Genomic DNA, 20,480 nt, shown 5'->3' on the forward strand with positions numbered 1-20,480 from the left:
CCGCCGAGCACCACCACCAGGAACGAGTCGATGATGTAGCTCTGGCCCAGGTCCGGGCCGACGTTGCCGATCTGGCTCAGTGCTACGCCGCCTAAACCGGCGATACCGGAGCCGAGGCCGAAGGCGAGCATGTCCACGCGGCCGGTGGGCACGCCGCAGCAGGCGGCCATGTTGCGGTTCTGGGTAACCGCGCGCACGTTGAGGCCCAGGCGGGTCTTGTTCAGCAGCAACCAAGTCAGCACCACCACGCACAGCGCGAAGGCGATGATCACAATACGGTTGTAGGGCAGCACGAGGTTGGGCAGCACTTGAATGCCACCGGACAGCCAGGCGGGGTTGGACACTTCGACGTTCTGCGCACCGAACACCAGGCGCACCAGCTGGATCAGCATCAGGCTGATGCCCCAGGTGGCCAGCAGGGTTTCCAGCGGCCGGCCGTAGAGGTGGCGAATCACCGTGCGTTCCAGGGCCATGCCGATGGCGGCGGTGACAAAAAACGCCACGGGCAGTGCGATCAGCGGGTAGAACTCGATGGCGGCCGGCACATAACGCTGCATCAGCATCTGCACCACATAGGTGGAATACGCGCCGAGCATCAGCATCTCGCCGTGGGCCATGTTGATCACGCCGAGCAGGCCGAAGGTGATCGCCAGACCGAGGGCCGCCAGCAACAGGATCGACCCCAGGGACATGCCGCTGAAGGCCTGGCCGAGGATCTCGCCGAGCATCAATTTGCGTTTGACCTGGGCCAGGCTGGTCTCGGCGGCGGTGTGCACGGCGGTATCGGTTTCGACGCCGGGCGCGAGCAGCGCTTCAAGACGCGTGCGGGCCAGTGGGTCGCCGGTGCTGCCGAGCAAACGCACGGCGGCCAGGCGCACCACCGGGTCGCTGTCGACCAATTGCAGATTGGCCAGGGCCAGGCTGAGTGCGGTGTGCACGTCTTCATTCGTTTCAGCGGCGACGCGCTGGTCGAGGAATTTCAACTGCGCAGGTTGTGCGCTTTTTTGCAGGGTTTGCGCAGCGGCCAGGCGCACCTTCGGGTCGGCCGCGAGCAGTTGTTGGCTGGCCTGCACGTTGTCGATCAAGCCGCGCAGGCGGTTGTTCAGGCGCACGGTCTTGGTTTCGCCGTTGAGCGTGAGCTGGCCTTGTTGCAGGGCATCCACCAACTCGATGCGTGCCGGGTCGGGCTGGGCGGCCCAGTCCTGGAGGAGTTTGGCTTGTTGGCTGGGGTTGGCGGACAGGAAGTCTTCGGCGTCGCTGGCGTGTGCGGCCAGGGGCAGCAACAGCAGCAAGGCCAGGAAATAGCGGTAGAGGGCAGTGGGCATAAACAAATGTCCTGATCATGCGCGGACAAGCTTTATCTAGGAGGGGGCAAGCCCCCTCCCACACTTTTATCGGCGCTTGGGGCTTAGTTGCTCTTGACGGCGTAGTCCGGCTTCTTGTCATTGCCTGGGATGTACGGGCTCCACGGTTGCGCGCGGATCGGCTCCTGGGTCTGCCACACCACCGAGAACTGTCCATCCGCCTGGATCTCACCGATCATCACCGGCTTGTGCAGGTGATGGTTGGTCTTGTCCATGGTCAGGGTGAAGCCCGACGGCGCAGCGAAGGTTTGGCCGGCCAGCGCTTCACGCACTTTGTCGACATCGGTGGACTTGGCTTTCTCGGCGGCCTGGGCCCACATGTGGATACCGACGTAAGTGGCTTCCATCGGGTCGTTGGTCACGGCTTTATCCGCGCCCGGCAGGTTGTGTTTCTTGGCGTAGGCTTTCCAGTCGGCGACGAATTTGGTGTTCACCGGGTTCTCCACCGACTGGAAGTAGTTCCAGGCCGCGAGGTTGCCCACCAGTGGCTTGGTATCGATGCCACGCAGTTCCTCTTCACCCACCGAGAACGCCACTACCGGCACGTCGGTAGCCTTCAATCCCTGGTTGGCCAGTTCTTTATAGAACGGCACGTTGGAGTCGCCGTTCACGGTGGAAATCACCGCAGTCTTGCCGCCGGCAGAGAACTTCTTGATGTTGGCAACGATGGTCTGGTAATCGGCATGGCCGAATGGGGTGTAGACCTCTTCGATATCTTTGTCCGCCACGCCTTTGGAATGCAGGAACGCACGCAGGATCTTGTTGGTGGTGCGCGGGTACACATAGTCGGTGCCGAGCAGGAAGAAGCGTTTGGCGCTGCCGCCTTCTTCGCTCATCAGGTACTCCACTGCGGGAATCGCCTGCTGGTTCGGCGCCGCACCGGTATAGAACACGTTCGGCGACATCTCTTCGCCTTCGTACTGCACGGGGTAGAACAGCAGGCCGTTGAGCTCCTCGAACACCGGCAGCACCGATTTACGTGACACCGACGTCCAGCAGCCGAACACCACGGCGACTTTGTCCTGGGTCAGCAATTGCCGGCCTTTCTCGGCGAACAGGGGCCAGTTGGACGCGGGGTCCACCACCACCGGCTCAAGCATCTTGCCGTTCACCCCGCCCTTGGCATTGATCTCGTCGATGGTCATCAACGCCATGTCTTTAAGCGACGTTTCGGAGATTGCCATGGTCCCGGACAGCGAATGCAGGATGCCGACCTTGATGGTCTCGGCGGCTTGCACGGTCCAGGTCAGGCCCATGGCGACAATGGAGGCGGACAGGGTGAAAGCCTTGATCAGACTGCGACGCTTCATGGTGCGATCTCCAGAAACTCAATGTTTTTATGAGGGCAGAAACAGCTGCTGAGCAAGCGATTGCAAAGGCTGTGCCGAGAGGGCTGAGGGCGTGTCGCCACGAGGCGGGATGGCTCAGTCATGCGCAGGCGTGCACCAGGTTGGCGCCGGATTGATGCGTGAGTGCAGCCGCAGCCCCGAAACAGGGCGAGGTAGCTATGCAACGCAATGGGCGGGTGGGCATGGGCCAGGATGGCCCGTACTTTTATCCCTATTGCCAGTGAATGCCCATGGAAAATACTCCGGTAAATCCGCCCGCCTCCCGTGCGGAACTTCCCCCTCTGAGCCCGCCCTTTTTCACGCCTGATGATGCCGCCCGCTGGGCACATGAGCGCATTGCTCGCCACAGCCGTGACCGCGAGTACGGTGGGGCGATTTTCAAACGCGGTGGTCGGTTCTACGCCACCGAGCCGGTGCCGGACCAACACGTCATGTTCGATCACACCTTGATATTGCCCACCGATAAGAATGGCGATTTCGTGCTGCCCGAAGGCTATATGGGCGAGGCCTATTACCACTCCCATCCGCTGGCGCCCGATGAGGTCGCGCGGCAGAACCCTGGGATGACAGGCTCACAGGTAGTGATTTTCCAGAGCCTTTTTTCCATTCCCGACATGAGGTTTATCGTCGAACACCGAAAGACGGCACGCGCGCATTACCTGTCTGGGCCGAACGGCAGTTTGCTCAAGTATGTGAGCAGTGACTCGACCCAGGAACAGACCCTTTACCAGCAATGGACCGGCAAACTGCCGATTGAACAGTCCAGCGTTTTCGAACATCTGATCTGGCTGCTCGCCGAGGCTGGAGAGTTGCGCGTGATCGAGCCCATTGCCGAGTGGGGGGGGGTGCGTGGCAAGGTCACGCGGGCCTGGAAAGTCGGCAAGCCGGTCGCGCTGCCAGGCACCGTTCGGGAGCAACCCGCCTTCACTCAGGTGTTTGGCCGTGCTGAACTGGCTGTTCTGAGTGCCCTGGCGAATGCGCCGACAGCAGTGCCCGCTCGCACAATGGGGGTTGTGCTCAAGCACACCCAGAGTGAGGGTTATGTCGCCACCTATCCGCAGGCAACGGGTCAGCCGCTGTTCGCGATCGAAGGCCTGTTCCCCAAGCGCCCGGACGGCAAGCCGAGGTTGCCTTCGCAATTGCGGCTCGAGGCGATTTATTACACCTCCAGGCCGGATGAAACCGCGTTTCCCAAAAGAGAGCCTTGGTTATACGCGCACTTTTTCACGCCTGCGGAAATGGTCGCGGCCATCACCCAATCGCGCCTGACCGCGGGTATTCAAGACAAAGCCCGCGGCCTTGCGCTGTACATGAAGGCTGAGGACGGTGCTCTGTTGCGGTTCAAACTGCCGGGTCTCGCTGAACACACCCGCCTGGCGCTGGTGCAAAGTGATGGTGTGCTCAACGACAACGGCGCTCAGGCAGCGCTCCTGGCGGGGACCCTTAGGCCGCGTGAGTACGTGCGTCGGGTGCTGGCCGCCGGTGACCTGTCGGTGGTGCAGCCCGGCGAACTGTGGCGCTATGAAGGTCTAGTGGATGACCGTTCGACGCTGTTGACCTCGTTTTATGAGGTGACGCTCAGTCGATCCTTTTTGTCGGCCTTCGACGCGGCGGTGCATGCCCACGAGCAGATCGGCCATCGACGCGATCGCTATTACGGCGGCTATGTGCTCAAGGGAGAGGACGGCCGATTTGTCATTACCGAACCGCTTGAAAGCGACGCAAACCCCTTCGACAAACCGTTGTTTTTCCCGGCAGGGGGCAAGGGCCCTTTGATCCCGCCGGAGCTCTATCAGTTACACGGTCGTTATGGTTCTCATCCGGCCTTGTCCATGGTTGACCCGGCCTGGGTCGAGCAGCGTGGTTGGACGCGGGATGATGCAATGATCAACATGCAGGCGTTTGCCGATGATGAAATCCGTGAGGTCATCCGGCACAAGCGCGTGGCGTTCCTGTCGGGCTCTCAGGGGTGTTTACTGTCTTACACCCCGAACTCGTCGTCCCACGAACAGGTGCTCCTGGCGAACGTGGCGCCACAGGCTGGCGGCAGCCGAATCCGCCAGCACCTGAGCAGCGGCCTCATCACGCCCACTCAGTGGGTCACCCGCCTGGCCGAGGCGGGTGATTTCAAGGTCATTGAAGGCAATGCGTTGTGGGGGCCACGCTCGGTGGTCTACAGCGACTGGACACCCAATTTCAGCTACGCCCCCAGGTCGGGTGCGCCGGATTACGCCACGTTCGGGGCGCTCTTTGGCAGTGCCGATGAGGCTGCCCGCAACCTGCATGCCCGGGTTCATGGCCGTAGTCTTGCCCATCAATCCTGTTTTAGCTTCATTCTCAGGCACCCGAAAAGCGACGAGTTCGTCGCCTCGCAGGTGGTTGGCGTGAGTGCCCGCTACGCGCTTTTCAACCTCAACAGTGTCTTTGCCTCCTCCGGAAAGCCCGGCGACTTCCGCTTTCCCGAGGGGTTTGTGCTGCATGCACTCTTTCGTTCCCAACAATGGCAGCCCACAGGACTGGGGGCCGCTGACTCATGGCTTGCCCGCTATTTTGTGCAGCCTGGCGAGCTGTACGCCGCGCTTTATGACGCCAAGCGTCGGGGGGAGAAATACAACGACGGGCAGTACCTGCCGATTTATTTCTCGACCGACGAAGGCGCATTGCTGCGGTATGTGTCGTTGCCGTTTCAGTTGGGCGGTGGGGGCCCGCTGGAGCGAAACCTCGAGGACACCATTGCGCAATTGAACTCCGGTGCAAAGACACCCGTGGAGTTCGTCAGGGAGACGGCCAAGCGGGGTCAGCTGACGGTCCTGCGGACCAGCCAGTATTGGGACAAGGAAGGCCTGGTTTCCCCGGATTGGAACGGTTACTCGGCCATGACACGTCGCCGCCTTGGCCCCACCTTTGCGAGTGCCGATGATGCTGCGCGCCATGCGCAGGCGTTGGTGGGCACGGTTCGGCAGCGGGCTTACGGTGGGGTGGTATTACGCCTCGCCAATGGCGCTTTTACCGCGACCGACCCACTGGCAGTGCCTCCCCAAGGGTTTGCCCGGAACTGGATTTACCCGGACGAAGCCATTTCGCAGGGGTTGTATCCAGGCGGCGCTTCTATCGTCGCGCGCTATCGCTCGCGGTTGGACGTGGAGGTGGAGCTTTTGTTGGCCGCAGCACAAAAAGCCGTTTACAAAAGCATGCTGCCCAGCGCGGTGTTGGCGTATCTGTTGCTGCATGAAACGCAGGTCAAGCGCGAATACCTGTTCGGCCCGGATGGCTCGATTCTCAGCTATCAGCGCACGGACTCCGCCGAAGAGGCCGCTCTTAGAAGTCGCCTGGCTCCGCTGAATGCGGTCAGGGGCGATTACGCCGACAACCTTGTCGAACAGCAAATACGCCAGGGGACGCTGCTGCCTACGGAGTTTGTGACCGAGGTCGCCAAGGCCGGTGACCTGCGGGTGATCAGTGGCAGCGTGCTGTGGGGGCCGGCGAGGTTACTGGTAGACACGTTCGTCTGGAATGTTGAGCAACCGCCGGCGCGGGAGATCCGCCAGGCATTGGCCGACCCACCGTGCAGCCCGTTGTATACCCGGGCCATCGATGCGGTACGCGCCCTGCAGTTGGGGTCGACCACGCCAGCGCAACTGACCTTTGGCTACGTGCTCAAATCAGCCAAAAAGCAGCGCTATATGGCGACTGCGCCGTTGGCCCGTGAGAGCTTCGTCAAGCTTGAGCAAGTATGGGTTGCTGGCCAGTTACCTCAAGGCTACGTGTGGGATGGCCTGTATTTGCAGGCGCCGACCGTCCAGGCGTCCAGTCTTGAGGGTGAAATGGCCAAGCACTTTTTTTGGCCGCAGGAGGTGGTCAACGCACTCAGCGCTGCAAAACGCTTTGGCAATGGCCGGGTGCTGACGCTGTACTTGATGTGCGCCGACGGTGCGCTGCTGCAGTATGACTTTGAGCGCAGTGCGTTGTTGTTCGAGATGCTCAACCAGGCGCCGCGCCTTCGCGCGAGCCTGCTCGATGGTTCGCTGAAGATGCAGGATTATGTCCGCAGTCTTGCGGCACGGGGGGACATGCAGGTTTGGGTGCGCAGCCCGATATGGGCCAGTGTCGGGAAGGTGGGGCTGGACTGGTCACCTAAAGTCGTGACGGGCCACTCGGACAGCGGGCCGTACGCTCATCTGTTTTGCGATGCGTTGTATTTCTATGCCGATGACGCCGCCCGCTCTGCGCAAAAGCGTGTGGGGCGCTTCAATGGCATCGAGTACCTGGGGGCGGTGCTGGTGCCGCCGGATGAGTCCGGCTTTGTGGCACTGGAGCCGGTGGAGGATCGGTCGCTGCCGTTTCCGGGGAGCCTGGCGCGTTTGTTTCGTCTCGCCGGCTTTGGACTCAACCTGACAAATGCCTACGCCCTGTACTTTTACAACATTGCCGCGATCCAGGCGTTTTATAAAGTCATCCCTTCAACCACCAGCCTGGAGGCGAAGGACCTGCGTTTGCTCAAGCGCTTCGCGTCGCTGGATGACTGGCGGCGTTATGTGTCGATTGTAAGAACCAACCTGCCGGTGGCCGAGAGCTGCTACCTGGTCTGTCGCGAGGGCGCATTACTCAAGTATGTCCCTGGCCATACGCAGGAGGAGAGTGCGCTGCTCGGCCCTGGCCTGGCCCCTGATCCCAGTGTGCTGGTGGAGCGAATGAGGCGTGTGGGTAACCTGTCGGTATTGGAAACCGATGACTTCTGGACCCGCCGTGGCGTGTTGGGGCCTGACTGGCCCCACAACGGTGTGCAATCGCTGCCGGATACCGATGACACGCTGTATGGCCGCGACAAGGATGAACTGTGACGCGTGACCGGTATGACTCAACGCTTGCGCATCAAGCCAATGAAGAACAGCCCGCCAATCGCTGCCGTGGCGACGCCGATCGGTAGATCCTCGGGGGCGATCAGGGTGCGCGCGGCCACATCCACCCACACCAGGAACAGGCTGCCCAGCAGTGCGCACACCGGCAATAAGCGCCGGTGCTCGGCGCCCACCAGGCGGCGGGCAATGTGCGGCACCATCAGCCCGACAAAACCGATGGAGCCGCTGATGGACACCAATACGCCGGTCATCAATGAGGCAATCAGGAAGACGTTCAGGCGGACGGTGCGTGCGTTCAGGCCAAGGGTCACGGCCGTCTGTTCACCGGCCATCAGCGCGTTCAGCGGGCGGGCCATGCCGAGCAGCAGCACCAGTCCGAGCAGCACGCTCGCGGCGGGGATGGCCAACAACTCCCAGCGCGCCAGGCCCAGCCCGCCGAGCATCCAGAACATCACCGCCGACGCGGCGCGATGATCGCCCATGAACAGCAAGAGATTGGCGGCGGCCATCATCACAAACGACACCGCCACGCCGCACAGCAGCAGGCGATCACTCTCCAGCCGACCGTTGCGACTGGCCACCGCCAGCACCACCAGCATGCTCGCGAGTGCACCGACAAACGCAGCGATGGGCAGGGTCAGCAGGCCGATGACTTCACCCACATGCAACACCACGATTACGGCGCCCAACGTGGCGCCGGAAGTGACACCGAGCAGGTGCGGGTCGGCCAGCGGGTTGCGTGTGACTGCCTGCAACACCGCGCCGATCAAGGCCAACCCAGCGCCGACCAAGACACCCAGCAACAGGCGCGGCACGCGGATCAGCCACACGATAGGTTCCTGCCCGGCCGACCAGGTTGCCTCGCCGATGCCAAAGGTCTTGTACAGCAGGATTCGCCCCACCACCTCCACCGGCACCCGCGCCGGGCCGAAGCCCAGCGAGATCACGCAAGAAACCAGCAACACTGTGCCAAGGGCGACGAGCAGCAGGGCGTAGCGACGCGTGATCATTCGCCGTGGAACCCCTTGGCCAGGGTTTCAACGGCCAGCACGTTGTCGATGCCCGGCGTGGCCTGCACGTAAGGGATGACGATAAAGCGCTGGTTCCGGATCGCGTCCACGGCTTGCAAGGCCGGGTTGTTCAGCAGGAATTGCTGTTTCTGTTCGGCGGTGATTTCGCTGTAGTCGACGATCACGATCACTTGCGGGTTGCGCTCCACCACGGTCTCCCAGTTGATGCGGGTCCAGCTGGCGTCGACGTCATCGAGGATGTTGCGCCCGCCGGCTGCTTCGATCAGCGCCTGGGGCATGCCCAGACGGCCGGACGTCATGGCGCGGTCTTCACCGCTGTCGTAAAGGAACACCCGAGGCTTATCGGCCGGCAGGTCCTTTTGCACGTCGGCGACCTGTGCCTGCATCTGCGCGATCAAGGCAGTGGCGCGGTCCTGCACATCGAAGATTTTGCCCAGGTTGCGCAGGTCGTTATAGGTGTCGTCCAGGGTGGCGGCCGGGCGCTTCATCACAAAGGCGCACGACTCGGTCAACTCATACACGTTGATGCCCAGCGGTTGCAGGGTGTTCGGCGTCAGGTCGCCGCCTACTCGCATGCCGTAGTCCCAACCGGCGAAGAAAAAGTCCACGTTGGCATTGAGCAGGGTTTCCACCGATGGGTACTTGCTCGCCAGCTCTGGCAAACCATCGAGCAGGTGCGCCATTTCCGGGGTCACCGACTTCCAGCCGGAGACCCCGCTGTAACCGGCCATGTGCGACTTGAGGCCCAGGGCAAGCATCATCTGGGTCATGTTGATGTCGTGGCTGACCGCGTGTTTCGGGGCTTCCTGGAAGGTCACGTCACGGTTACAGCTCTTGATGGTGACGGGGTAGTGGGTCGCTTCGGCGAACGCCTCGGCGGCGCTGAACAGCAAGGTAACGGCAAGCAGAGCGCGCAGGATCATGGTGGGGTTATCCAGGTGATTCGGGGGTAGTCGGACAAGGGGTGGGTGTCGATCAGTGCTTCGACGCCAAACACGTCGCGCAGCAAGGCGGCGGTGAGCACCTGATGCGGGGTGCCGCTGGCGACGATGCGCCCGTGGTTGATCACGTACAGGCGATCACAGAATGCAGCCGCCAGGTTGAGGTCGTGGATGCTGGCCAGAGTGCCGATGTTCAGGCGTTTGACCAATCGCAGCAGCTCCAGTTGATAGCGCGGGTCGAGGTGGTTGGTGGGCTCGTCGAGGATCAGCAGTTGCGGTTGCTGGGCCAGCGCGCGAGCCAGAATGACGCGTTGTTTTTCACCGCCGGAGAGGGTGGCGAACGCGTGGTCCTCAAAGCCCTGCATGCCGACCGATTCCAGGGTCTGCTGAATCATCTTCTGGTCGTGCAGCGTGTCACCATCGAACAGGCCTTTGTGGGGCGTGCGGCCCATGGCGACCACCTCATCCACCCGCAGGCCGAAGGCGTCGGGGAATTCCTGCAAGACCACCGCGATTCGCTGCGCACACCATTTGGCGCTCTGCTTCCACACGTTCTGGTGCGCAAGCCATACGTCACCCTGCGCCGGCTTGCTGAACCGATAGGCGCAGCGCAACAGGCTGGTCTTGCCGCTGCCATTGGGCCCGATCAGCCCGACAAACTCCCCTGCGCCGACCTGCAGGCTGGCGTCACGCAGGTGGAACTGGTGATGGCAGTGGCCGGCAGGTGACCAGTTGAGGCCGGTGAGGGTGAGTGAAGTCATCAATGCTCTCAAGTCCACCACAGTGGAACGGTGTTTTGGTCATTTAGAAGGTGTAGTCCGCTGTGACGAAGAGGGCGCGCGGCTCACCGAGGATCCATTGTTGGCCGTCGTTGTACTGGCTGACGGCGTAGGTGCGGTCGAACAGGTTGTTCAGCTGCAGGCCCAGGGTGGTGTTGCGCATAGCGTTCCACGACACGCTGGCGTCGACCACGGTGTAGCTCGGCAGCTCGTTCTGGTTGGCCATGTCGGCGTAACGCGCGTCGACATAACGCACGCCGGCACCCGCGCGGATGTCCTCGGTCACGGCCTTGCTCAGCCACAGGTTGGCGGTGCGGCGCGGTACGTCCACCGGGCGGTTGCCGTCGCGGGACACTTGCACGCCGCCGACGCCCTGTTTGAAGTCGTCGTACTGCGCATGGACGATGGCCGCGTTGGCTTGCAGTTGCCAGGCGTGTGGCAGTTGCAGGTCGAGGCTGGCTTCCAGGCCACGTGATGATTGTTGGCCGACTTGCTGCTTGAGGTCCGGGTTGCCCGGCACGTCGGTGAGCAGTTTCTTCTTGACGATGTGATACGCCGCCAACGTCCATTCGCCGCGCTGGTCCCAGAAGGCCTGCTTGATGCCGACCTCGGTCTGCTTGGCGGTGGACAGGTCGAACTGCTGCTGGCCTGGGCTCAGGGAAATCAGGCCGCCAACACCGTCGGTGCTGGTGGCGTACTGGCCGTATACCGAGGTATCGGGCGTGATCGCGTAGACCAGGCCGGCCTTCCAGTTGTTGCCGGTGAGGGTTTTGTCGCTCTGGCTGCCGTCGCGCAGATCATCGCGGTCCACATGGGCGTAGTCACGACGGATGCCGGTGATCAGCGACAGTGAGTCGGTGAGTTGCAAACGGTTTTCCGCGAAGCCGGCGACGGTTTTAGTGGTGGTGGCGAACAGTGGCTTGAACGCGTTCTGGCTGTCGAACGCGGCGGGTGCCGGGTGATTGATATCGATAGGCTGACCACTCGCCAGCACGTCGTTGAACGGCGAGTTACTGGCCAGGCGGAAGCGGATGCGGTTGTATTCCACACCGGTCACGGTCTCGCTGTCGAGGCCGAACAGCGTGTGTTTGAAGGTGAAGGTCTGACGGTCGCCCACCTGTTCCTGATTGTGCTTGATGCCGAAATTACCGCTGCGAGTGAGCTGGCCGTTGGTGAAGTTGTAGTTCTCGGCGTTCTGCCAGCGGCGCTGGTTTTTCAGGTAAAACAATTCGTTGGTGGCGCTGACGCTGTCGTTGATCTGCCACTCGCTGGTCAGGCGCGTCCACTGGTCGTTGTAGTGCTGGGTGTCGTTGCTGACGTTGTAGTTTTTGTCGCGCAGACCCTTGTGCAACTGGCCGTTGATCAGTGGCGTGCCGAAGTAGTTTTGCGGACGCTGGTCGCCGTAGTCGCTGGCCAGGGTGACGCTCAAGTTGTCCGCCGCCTGCCAGCGCAGGGCGCCACTGACGAAGTCGCTGCTGGCGTCGCCACGGTCGATGAAACCATTGCTGCGCAGGCGATTGAGGTTCAGGCGATAGCTCAGCGTGTCGGTCAGCGAACCGCCGCTGTCCAGGGCTTGTTGCTGGCGGTCGTAAGAGCCATAGCCCAGGCGGAGGTGGTTTTCGATCTCGCCTTCAAACGGCTTTTTCGGCACGGTATTGATCACCGCACCCGTAGCGCCTTCGCCGTACAGCACCGAGGCCGGGCCGCGCAGCACATCAACGCGTTCCACCGACCAGGTGTCTACCGGGAAGGTCGACGTGCCCATGCCCATGTACATGCGGTTGCCGTCGTACAACTGCATCACCGAGCCCTGGCCTGTGAAACCACGGGCTGACAACGACGTGCCGCCATCGCCCGGCGTGCCGGTACGGCTGATACCGGTGGCGCGGGAGATTGCGTCCTGCACACTGGCATCGCCGCGTGCGCGGATCTGCGCGCCGGTCTGGCTCTCGACACTGCCGGGGGTTTGCAAGGCCGTGAGATTCAAGCGCGAACCGGCGGTGGTCGGGGTGTTGAGGTCGACGTGTTCGTCGTCCACGGCGGTGGCGGTGACAGGGCTGGCGGGCAAGGTCAGGGCCTGGGCGCTGTTATGCAGGGCGAGCAGGCACAGGCTGGACGCGAGGTACTTGTTCATCGGTCGGTCAGTCTTCTTGGAGGGGTACTCGCCGCAGGGCGCGGCGAGCAACGATAACGCAGAAAGTGTTATAAGTTAACACTTATTCGCTGCGAGACAAAAGTCCGCGCAAGGCTACAGAAGGGCTCTGTACCGGGCATCTCGCCTGTTTCATGCCGAACCTGAGGCAGATTCACGTTGGCCAAAAAAGCGTGACAGCACCAGGCAATCCAGCGCCCACACGAGGATCAGAGAGGCCCCCACCAGCGGGAAAATGATCGCGAGGGCGAGCATGATCACCATCGCGGTTTTCCACTTCGGCAGGTCATGCCGCAACGGCGGAACGCCCAGGCCGCCCGTTGGCCGGCGCTTCCACCAGATCACCACGCCACTGACCGCACTGAGCAGAATCATCAGGCAGATCAGCAGCACGATCAGTTGATTGACCCAGCCGAACATCTTGCCTTCGTGCAGCATCACGCCGGTCTCGGTGGCGCGGGCGACGGTGTTGTAGTGCGCCCAGCGCACATCGGCCAGGACCTTGCCGGTGTACTGGTCCACATGCAGGGTGGCGTCGTTGCGTGGATCGTTGGCAAACACCGCAACGGTGAACACGCCCTCGGCCGTGGTCGGGAAGGTGATGCTGTAGCCGGGCTCGACCTTGCGCGCGGTCGCCAGGTCGACCACCTGTTGCAGGCGCAAGGTGGGCGCGGCCGGCGCTGAGTGCATCGCGCCGTGGTTCATGTGTTCGGCATGGTCGCCGGACATCGGCATCGGCGTGTTTTCCAGGGCCCAGGGCACGGTCTGTTGCGTTGCGGTATTGAGCACTCGCGCCTGCTGGTCGGACTGCGGTACGTTGTTCCACATGGCCGCCGGGAACCTGTTCCACAGGTCGGCGTATTGCTTGCCCCAGAAGCCGGTCCAGGTCATGCCGCTGAGCAGCATCACCAGCAGCAGCGACGCGCCCCAGAAGCCCGTGACCGCGTGCATGTCGCGCCAGAACACCCGGCCGCGACTGCTGAACCTTGGCCACAGCACACCCGCCGAGGACTTGCCGCGCGGCCACCACAGGTACAGGCCCGACACCACCAGCATCACGCCCCAACCGGCGGCGAGTTCCACCAGGCGATCGCCGACGGTGCCGATCATCAGCTCCCCATGCAGCGCGCGGGCGATGGCTTGCAGGTTGTATTTGGCGTCCTGCTCACCGAGTACGGTGCCGCGATACGGGTCGATGAACACCGTCACTTCGCGGCCGCCGTTGTGCATCACGAATTGTGCGCTGCGGGTGGCGTCGGCCGGCGGCAGGTACTTGCTGATCACGCCGTTGGGGTAGGCGGCCTGGGCGCGTTGCAGTTGTTCGTCGGCGCTCAGGGCGTGTTCGGCGGTTTGGACCTTGAGCAGGTCGCCGTACATCAGCGGGTCGAGCTGAGGTTTGAACAGGTAGATGATGCCGGTCAGGGCCAGCAGCACCATGAAAGGGGCGACGAAGAGGCCGGCATAGAAATGCCAGCGCCAGGCCAGGTTGTAGAAGGATATTTTTTGAATGCTCATCGGGGGCTCCGCAAGGCTTTGAGTTTTTTGTGTCTGGTCGGCCGTCATCGGGGGCAAGCCCCCTCCCACACTTTTGATTTTGTGAACACCTTCAAATGTGGGAGGGGGCTTGCCCCCGATGCTCTTAGAAGCTCATGTCGACTTTGGTCCAGAGCGTTCGGCCTGGCTCCTTGATGGCCTGCGGGTCACTGGCCGGGTAGCCGAACCCGGCGTTGCCGGCCAGGTTCAGGTGCTCGGCGTAGGCCTTGCCGAACAGGTTGTCGACGCCAGTGCTGACCTTGAAATGTTTATTGAGGCGGTACGCCGCGTTCAGCGAGAACACGCCAAAGCCGCCGCTCTTGTCAAAGTCCTTGCCGACCACGTTGCCCTTGTTCTGATCGATGCGATTTTGCGCCGCGACCACGCGCCATAACGCGCCGGCACTCCAGTCGTCTTCGCTGTAGGTGAGGCCAAGGCGTGCGTCCAGCGGCGGCATTTGCGGCAGCGCCTTGCCGTCGCTGCTGTTCTTGCCCCAGGCGTAGGCGAGGGTGGCGTCGGCCTTCCAATTGCGCGTCAGTTTGTACGCTGTGCCCAGTTCGCCACCCATGATGCGTGCGTCGACGTTGCGCGCCTGGGAAGTGGTGCCCATCATCCCTGGCCTGTAGTCGAACAGGATGAAGTCCTGCACCCGGCCGATGTAGCCCGAGGCCCAGGCTTCAAGCGCCTCGGCTTTGTATTGCGCGCCGAAGTCGAATTGGGTGGTCTTCTCCGGCTTCACGCCGTCGAAGGCATTTACCGAACCGACCGCGCCGGTGTTGGGGGAAAACAGCTCCCAATAATCCGGGAAACGCTCCGAGTGGCCCAAGCCCGCGTAGAGAGTGGTGGGGCTGTCGGCCAGGTCGTGTTCATAACGCATGAAGCCGGACGGCAGGGTATCGGCTCGGGTGTCGTCGGCAGTCGGGTTGGTGCGGGCGCTCATGCCGGAACCGGTGGTTTGCCGGAAGTCCTTGGCCGAGGCGCGATCCAGGCGTGCGCCCGTGATCAAGCGGTCACGGTCGGCGGCGTACCACGTGAGTTCGCCGAACACGCCGTAGTTGTGGAAGTTGGCGTCCTTGACCTTGGGCAAGTCCTTGTAGGTGTCGATGCCCATGCTGCTGCGCTGGCGGTGTTCATTGGTCTGCGCGTCCAGGCCGCTGATCAACTGCACATCGGCCCAGCGCCAGGTGGCCTTGATCCGCGCGCCGAGGGTGCGCCGGTCGACGTTAGAGGCCATCGGCCCGGCCATCATCCCGGTGCCCGACGGTGTGCGCAGGCTGTAGTTGTCCATCACATGGTCGGCGTAGTTGTAGTAGACCTGGGCTTCGACCTTGTCCAGCACGTCGCCGATGTTGGATTTTTCGAAGCGCAGCCCCAGGCTTTCACGCAGGAACTGCGAGCCGTCCATGCCACGCCCGGCGTAGCGTGCTTCGCCATCGCCACGGCCAGCGGTGAGTTCCAGCAGGGTGTCGGCATCGGGCGTGAAGCCGACCGCCACATCACCGTTCCACTTGTCGTAGCGCGAGGCGACGGTGTCGTTGTTGCCGTCCTTGTAGTCATCGGCATGGGCCTGGTTGCCGATTACTCGTACATAGCCCAGCGGCCCACCGGCAGCGGCATCGATGACCTTGTCGAAGCGTCCGTTGGAACCGGCCAGCACACTGGCATTGAGGCGCGTGCCCAACTCGCCGAATTGCTCCGGCTCGCGCTCGAACAACACGGTGCCGGCGGAGGCGCCGGGGCCCCAGAGTACGGTTTGCGGGCCTTTGATCACGGTGAGCTTGTCGTAGGTTTCCGGCGAGATGTACGAGGTGGGTGCGTCCATGCGGCCGGGACAGGCGCCGAGCATCATGCTGCCGTTGGTGAGGATATTCAGGCGTGAGCCAAACATACCGCGCAGTACCGGGTCGCCATTGGTGCCGCCATTACGCACCAGAGCGAAGCCGGGGATGGTCTTGAGGTAGTCGCCGCCATCGCTCGCGGGCACCGGCTGGCGTGGGTCCTTGGGGTTGGTGATCACGGTCAGTGGCGAGCTGGGGGCGATCGCGGTGATCACGGTGGGGCTCAGTTCATGCTCGTCAGCGTGAACCTGGGGAGCCAGTAATGCGCCGCATAAGGCAGCGAGCACGGGGGGACATCCCAAACGGGTGTCAGCAGAAAACCTGGACATGACAAATTCCATCAATCAATCGTAAACAACACGGCCAGCAGCCTGCGGCTGTCTGTCTAAAGTCGGCCGGGGTGAAGTAACGGTGTGAAGGGCTTACGAGGCGATGGGCGGCGCGCGGCTACGGGCGCCGGGGAAGATGCTCTGCCGGGCATGACCCAGGCGCGTGGCGGGGGTGAGGGCATTGGCCGGTGGCGGGCTGCTCAGGGTAAAGGTGGAAATGCCACCGGGCAGGGCGGGGCAACTGTAAAGCAGGTCGCAATAGCCGCACTTGGACCAGAGGGCGTGGTGTTCGTCAGGGGCTTTCTTGTGATGGGCTTCGCCGTGCTCCATCGGCATGTCCATCGACATACCGGCGTGATGGTCCATCGGCATCGCTTGGGAAATCAGCGGACCGATAAAGATCATTAGCATGGCGAACAGGCTGATCCAACTGCCGCGTTTCAGGCGGGAGTGTGGGGATAACCTGGCGCGAGGGGCGCCCATCGAGTGTCAGTCTATTGAGGGTGTTTGTGCTCGTGGCCAGCCATGGGCGGCACTTTCTGCACCGACACTTCCACCTCGACCTTGCCGGCTTTTTCGAAGGTCAGGGTCAGTGGGAATTGCTTGCCGTCGGCCAACAGGCTGCGGTCTTTGAGACCGAGCAGCATCACGTGATACGCCATGGGCGCGAAGGTCAAATCACCCTTGGCCGGTACCGCCACGCTCGGCACTTGTTGCATCTTCATCAAGTCGCCCTGCATGACATGCTCATGCAGCTCGGCCTTGTCCGCCACGGGCGTCTCGACGCTGAGCAGGCGGTCCGGGCTTTCACCGGTGTTATGGATGACAAAATAGGCCGCGACAGTCGGCGCATTGGGCGGCAACTCCTGGGACCAGGGTTCACGGATCTCCAGTTCGCCGGCCTTGTAGTCCTCGGCATTGGCAGCACTGAACACCGGCAGCAACAACGCAGCCAGAAGCAGGGAAGATTTGAGCATGGCAGTTCTCCAGAACGGTTCTAAACGCAGTTCACTTGCGAAGAAATCAGGCCGTTGGAGAGGCGCGGGGGTTAAGGCTTGGCCATTGCTGGCGCGGTGTGGGCGTTTGCAGTTGGGGCGGCGGCAAGCTCTGCACGGCGTCGAAGCGCGTGACATACAACTGCGGCACATACCCCGGTAACGCCACCAACGGCGCCGAGCCGGAGCAACACCAGCAATGCTGCATGGTGGAGTGATCGTCCTGCTGCGGCGCCGGGATTTCCACCGTGCCCAGGGCAATCGTCTTAAGGCTCGCGCCATTGGACGAGCAGAAACTGCCCCACAGCAATTGTTTGACCGGGTCATCCGCCTGCTGCATCGCACTGGCCATTGGCATGGCAAAGGCGTTGAACAGCACTGCTAGGCAGGCGATCCAGGCGATTGCAAAGCGTTGACGGGCCATGGCGGACAATCCGTAGGGTTAAACGATCAGGAGGGTATTTAGCCTGATCGGGGGGGATAAGTAAAAAGGGTGGGTGTGGTTTGGTGTCGCAGTGACTGGTTTGAGGATAGACGGGTAATCGAGTGGATGCCGATCTTCAACGCTGCACAGTTCAAATGTGGGAGGGGGCTTGCCTCCGATGGCGGTGGGTCAGCCACTGATTTGTTGACTGGGCTGACGCTATCGGGGGCAACCCCCTCCCACATTTGGCCGGTGTTCGGCAATGAATAGGGGCAAGCAGAAATATCCGACAGGCCTTTAAGGTTGTCCCTAGGACACTCAATCTCTAGTCTCCGTACACCGCAGCAAACTCAGCGGTCGGGCGTCGCGGCCCGAACGGATCAAGCATTGCCTCCTTTCAGTTGACGCTTTTTTATCGTCTACTGTGCGGCGCTATGGTGGCTGTGCGCGGGATACCTTCGGGTATGCCGGCTTCCTTGATCTCCGGTCCGCGAACCTGCGTACAGCTGCCACCCCTATCGCGTCGCGGCGATGAGTGGCAGCTCCACTTAGATTAAGGAGCTTCACAATGATCAAACCCACCCCAAATCCCCCCGTCCGGCTCTTCACCGTAGCCGACGGCTTCAGCACCGAAGACCTGCTGGTCAACCTCAGCGAAACCCTCGCCTCGGCCAATGCGCTGAGCTGTGATCTTGCGTTTGACCTGGAAGGCTCGAAACGAGAGGAATTGCTCGGCGTTGCGCAGTTGATTGAGCTGGCGCTGCTGCTGGCTGATCGTGTGCATGATGGTGTCGGGCAAACGAAAAACGCTGCGTGATGATGCAGTTCTAAAGGTGGGAGGGGGCTTGCCCCCGATTACGGTGTGTCAGTCTATACATCTGTGAGTGATCTACCGCTATCGGGGGCAAGCCCCCTCCCACATAGAATCGATGGTGTTTAGAGAGTGGTGATTGCCTGTAGAACCGCAGGCACAGTAGTGAATTCTCGATCCACTGCTGCCAACACCGGCCGCTTCAACACCAACACCGGCACTCCAAGCTCCCTTGCCACTTCCAGCTTCGGCTCCGTCGCGGTGCTACCACTGTTCTTGCTGATCAGCACATCAATCCCGCGCCGTGCGAACAACGCGCGCTCATCCTCGATCAAAAACGGCCCCCGCGCGCCAATCACTTCACACCGCGCATTCCCCGGATACACATCCAGCGCGCGCAGCGTCCAGAACTGCTCCGGCGGGATTTCATCCAGATGCTGCAACGGCTCGCGGCCCAAGGTGAATAGCGGGCGTTTGAACGGCTTCAACGCTTCAATCAACGACGCCCAATCACTGACCTCACGCCAGTCATCCCCCGCCTGCGGCTGCCACGCCGGTCGGCGCAATGCCCAGCAGGGCACGCCGCAAGCGCTTGCAGCCTCGGCGGCATTGCGGCTGATCTGCGCGGCATACGGATGGGTCGCGTCGAGAATCAGACTAATCCCCTCATTCCGTACAAACCGCGCCAACCCCTCAGCCCCACCATAACCGCCGACCCGCACCTGGCAGGTCAGGTCGGTGGGCACGCGCCCAACCCCGGCCAGGCTATAGATATGTTCCGGGCCCAATGTACGAGCGATGGCCAGCGCTTCAGTCACGCCGCCCAACAGCAGGATGCGTTTCATAGCGGCTTGACCACTTCCAGCAAGGTAATCGGCAACGCCTGGCGCCATGTATCAAACTCCCCCAACGGCTGCGCCTGAGCGACATGGACGCGGGTCAACTCGCCGCCATGCTGCGCGCGCCAGTTCATCAAGGTCATTTCGCTTTGCAGGGTCACGGCGTTGGCGACCAACCGCCCGCCAGGGCGCAGGTGTTGCCAGCAGGTGTCGAGCACGCCTTCGCGGGTCACGCCGCCGCCGATGAAGATGGCGTCCGGTGCTTCCAGGCCAAGCAATGCAGCGGGGGCCTTGCCGCGAATCAGTTGCAGGCCGGGCACGCCAAGGGCCTCGCGGTTGTGTTCGATCAGGCCTTGGCGGCCTTCATCGGCTTCAATCGCCAGCGCGCGACAACTGGGATGCGTGCGCATCCATTCAATCCCAATGGAGCCGCTGCCCGCACCCACATCCCACAGCAGTTCGCCGGGCATCGGGGCGAGGCGGGCAAGGGTCATGGCGCGCACATCGCGTTTGGTCAGTTGACCGTCGTGCTTAAAGGCTGAGTCCGGCAAACCTGCAAGACGCGACAGGCGCGCAGTATGGGCGTCGGCCAGGCAGTCGATGGCGACGAGGTTCAAATCGGCGACCGAGGTGTGTTCCCACGAGTGCGCCAACCCGTCGATGCGCTGCTCATCCGCGCCGCCCAAGTGTTCAAACACAGACAAACGGCTAGCACCGAACCCGGATTCGCTTAGCAGCGAAGCAATCAACGCCGGGCTGCGGCCATCATTGCTCAACACCAACAGCCGCACCCCACTGGCCAGGTGCGCATTCAGCGCCGCCAGCGGCCGGGCCACCACGGATAACGTCACCACCTCCTGCAACGGCCAACCCAACCGCGCCGCCGCCAACGATACCGACGAAGGCGCCGGCAAAATCAGCAGCTCATCCGCCGCCACCTGCCGCGCCAAACTCGCCCCCACGCCATAGAACATTGGATCGCCACTCGCCAGCACACACACCGGCTCCCCGCGTCGCGCCAGCACCGGCTCCAGCGAAAACGGGCTCGGCCACACCTGGCGCTCGCCACGAATACACACCGGCAACAGGTCCAACTGGCGCTGACCTCCTATAATCCGCGTGGCGCGCAACAGGGCATGCCGGGCATTCCTGCCCAGCCCCTTGAAGCCGTCTTCACCGATGCCTACAACCGTCAGCCAGGGCGACATATGGATTCCTTGAACGACATCCGACGGG

Annotated in this window: 15 protein-coding genes; 2 read left to right on the plus strand and 13 right to left on the minus strand. The window is 62.3% G+C overall.

Annotation, left to right across the window (positions count from 1 at the left end):
• Both urtB and urtA read right to left on the minus strand, forming a co-directional pair.
• The coding region (urtB, locus tag AC3ZU9_RS27375; protein ID WP_490091600.1) for an urea ABC transporter permease subunit UrtB at positions 1–1,325 on the minus strand (1,325 nt) is incomplete at its 3' end.
• An 83-nt stretch (positions 1,326–1,408) separates the two neighbouring features.
• A complete protein-coding gene (gene urtA / locus AC3ZU9_RS27380) occupies positions 1,409–2,674 on the minus strand; it encodes an urea ABC transporter substrate-binding protein (protein WP_012721972.1) in 1,266 nt (421 codons plus the stop codon).
• 269 nt (positions 2,675–2,943) lie between these two features.
• Between urtA and AC3ZU9_RS27385 the strand changes: the two genes are divergently transcribed.
• Complete coding sequence (locus AC3ZU9_RS27385; RefSeq protein ID WP_490091601.1) at positions 2,944–7,554, plus strand: DUF4329 domain-containing protein; 4,611 nt, start codon at positions 2,944–2,946, stop codon at positions 7,552–7,554.
• 17 nt (positions 7,555–7,571) lie between these two features.
• On the opposite strand, the gene AC3ZU9_RS27390 is transcribed toward AC3ZU9_RS27385, so the two are convergent.
• The 9 genes from AC3ZU9_RS27390 to AC3ZU9_RS27430 form a co-directional block, all read right to left on the minus strand.
• Positions 7,572–8,582 (minus strand): FecCD family ABC transporter permease, encoded by a 1,011-nt coding sequence (locus tag AC3ZU9_RS27390; RefSeq protein WP_093542787.1) that lies wholly within the window; start codon positions 8,580–8,582, stop codon positions 7,572–7,574.
• Positions 8,579–9,526: an ABC transporter substrate-binding protein gene (locus tag AC3ZU9_RS27395; RefSeq protein ID WP_012721975.1), complete on the minus strand. Its 948-nt coding sequence runs from the start codon at positions 9,524–9,526 to the stop codon at positions 8,579–8,581. Before AC3ZU9_RS27395 ends, AC3ZU9_RS27390 begins: the two co-directional genes overlap by 4 nt.
• Entirely contained in the window at positions 9,523–10,305 is a 783-nt protein-coding gene (locus AC3ZU9_RS27400; protein WP_122811434.1) for an ABC transporter ATP-binding protein, read from the minus strand. The genes AC3ZU9_RS27395 and AC3ZU9_RS27400 overlap by 4 nt, the downstream gene beginning before the upstream one ends.
• 43 nt (positions 10,306–10,348) lie before the next feature.
• Positions 10,349–12,457: a TonB-dependent receptor gene (locus AC3ZU9_RS27405; protein ID WP_490091602.1), complete on the minus strand. Its 2,109-nt coding sequence runs from the start codon at positions 12,455–12,457 to the stop codon at positions 10,349–10,351.
• A 150-nt stretch (positions 12,458–12,607) separates the two neighbouring features.
• Positions 12,608–13,990: a PepSY-associated TM helix domain-containing protein gene (locus tag AC3ZU9_RS27410; RefSeq protein ID WP_490091603.1), complete on the minus strand. Its 1,383-nt coding sequence runs from the start codon at positions 13,988–13,990 to the stop codon at positions 12,608–12,610.
• A 124-nt stretch (positions 13,991–14,114) separates the two neighbouring features.
• The gene (locus AC3ZU9_RS27415; RefSeq protein WP_490091604.1) at positions 14,115–16,175 is read right to left on the minus strand and encodes a TonB-dependent copper receptor; all 2,061 of its coding nucleotides are present in this window, start codon (positions 16,173–16,175) and stop codon (positions 14,115–14,117) included.
• A gap of 93 nt (positions 16,176–16,268) precedes the next feature.
• Positions 16,269–16,658, minus strand: a complete 390-nt coding sequence (locus tag AC3ZU9_RS27420; protein ID WP_012721980.1) for a DUF2946 domain-containing protein — start codon at positions 16,656–16,658, stop codon at positions 16,269–16,271.
• Positions 16,659–16,669: 11 nt separating this feature from the next.
• A complete protein-coding gene (locus tag AC3ZU9_RS27425) occupies positions 16,670–17,152 on the minus strand; it encodes a copper chaperone PCu(A)C (protein WP_012721981.1) in 483 nt (160 codons plus the stop codon).
• A 46-nt stretch (positions 17,153–17,198) separates the two neighbouring features.
• On the minus strand, positions 17,199–17,594 hold the full coding sequence (locus AC3ZU9_RS27430; protein WP_122811430.1) for a DUF2946 domain-containing protein: 396 nt from the start codon (positions 17,592–17,594) through the stop codon (positions 17,199–17,201).
• Positions 17,595–18,162: 568 nt separating this feature from the next.
• Here AC3ZU9_RS27430 and AC3ZU9_RS27435 point away from each other — a divergent pair.
• Positions 18,163–18,411, plus strand: coding sequence for a DUF6124 family protein (locus AC3ZU9_RS27435; protein ID WP_043204711.1), 249 nt, complete (start codon positions 18,163–18,165; stop codon positions 18,409–18,411).
• A gap of 119 nt (positions 18,412–18,530) precedes the next feature.
• On the opposite strand, the gene AC3ZU9_RS27440 is transcribed toward AC3ZU9_RS27435, so the two are convergent.
• Together AC3ZU9_RS27440 and cbiE are read right to left on the minus strand one after the other, a co-directional pair.
• On the minus strand, positions 18,531–19,250 hold the full coding sequence (locus AC3ZU9_RS27440; RefSeq protein WP_490091605.1) for a cobalt-precorrin-6A reductase: 720 nt from the start codon (positions 19,248–19,250) through the stop codon (positions 18,531–18,533).
• Positions 19,247–20,452, minus strand: coding sequence for a precorrin-6y C5,15-methyltransferase (decarboxylating) subunit CbiE (gene cbiE / locus AC3ZU9_RS27445; RefSeq protein ID WP_122811429.1), 1,206 nt, complete (start codon positions 20,450–20,452; stop codon positions 19,247–19,249). Before cbiE ends, AC3ZU9_RS27440 begins: the two co-directional genes overlap by 4 nt.
• Between the last annotated feature and the right edge of the window lie 28 nt (positions 20,453–20,480).

The organism is Pseudomonas sp. A39, from assembly GCF_058145955.1.